The sequence below is a fragment of the Kitasatospora sp. NPDC056273 genome (assembly GCF_042268845.1).
In the GTDB taxonomy this organism is placed as follows: Bacteria; Actinomycetota; Actinomycetes; order Streptomycetales; family Streptomycetaceae; genus Kitasatospora.
On sequence record NZ_JBHJSJ010000135.1, the window covers coordinates 1 to 1,122 of the forward strand.

1 rRNA gene is annotated in these 1,122 nt (G+C 54.5%); it reads left to right on the plus strand.

Features of this window, described 5'->3' with window-relative positions:
- Window positions 1-1,122 (plus strand): 23S ribosomal RNA (locus ACFCY1_RS41530); the annotation flags it as partial.

Genomic DNA, 1,122 nt, shown 5'->3' on the forward strand with positions numbered 1-1,122 from the left:
GAACGGGGAGGAGCCCAGAACCTGAATCGGCTTGTGTGTTAGTGGAAGCGTCTGGAAAGTCGCGCAGCAAAGGGTGATAGCCCCGTACACTAAAATGCACAGGTCGTGAGTTCGATGAGTAGGGCGGGACACGTGACATCCTGTCTGAATATGGGGGGACCATCCTCCAAGGCTAAATACTCCTGACTGACCGATAGTGAACCAGTACCGTGAGGGAAAGGCGAAAAGAACCCCGGCGAGGGGAGTGAAATAGAACCTGAAACCGTGTACGTACAAGCAGTGGGAGCACCTTCGTGGTGTGACTGCGTACCTTTTGTATAATGGGTCAGCGACTTACTGTTCGTGGCAAGCTTAACCGTATAGGGGAGGCGAAGGGAAACCGAGTCTGATAAGGGCGCATAGTCGCGGGCAGTAGACCCGAAACCGGGTGATCTAGTCATGCCCAGGGTGAAGGTGGGGTAACACGCACTGGAGGCCCGAACCCACTCCCGTTGCAAAGGTAGGGGATGAGGTGTGATTAGGAGTGAAAAGCTAATCGAACCCGGAGATAGCTGGTTCTCCTCGAAAGCTATTTAGGTAGCGCCTCATATGTATCCTCTCGGGGGTAGAGCACTGTTATGGCTAGGGGGTCATCGCGACTTACCAAACCATTGCAAACTCCGAATACCGAGACGGACTGTATGGGAGACACACGGCGGGTGCTAACGTCCGTCGTGAAAAGGGAAACAACCCAGACCGCCAGCTAAGGTCCCAAAGTCATGGTTAAGTGGGAAACGATGTGGGAAGGCATAGACAGCCAGGATGTTGGCTTAGAAGCAGCCATCATTTAAAGAAAGCGTAATAGCTCACTGGTCGAGTCGGCCTGCGCGGAAGATGTAACGGGGCTAAACCATGCACCGAAGCTGCGGCAGCGACGCTTAGGCGTTGTTGGGTAGGGGAGCGTTCTGTAAGCCGTCGAAGGTGTCCTGTGAGGGGTGCTGGAGGTATCAGAAGTGCGAATGCTGACATAAGTAACGATAATGCGGGTGAAAAACCCGCACGCCGAAAGCCCAAGGTTTCCTGCGCAACGTTAATCGGCGCAGGGTGAGTCGGCCCCTAAGGCGAGGACGAAAGTCGTAGTCG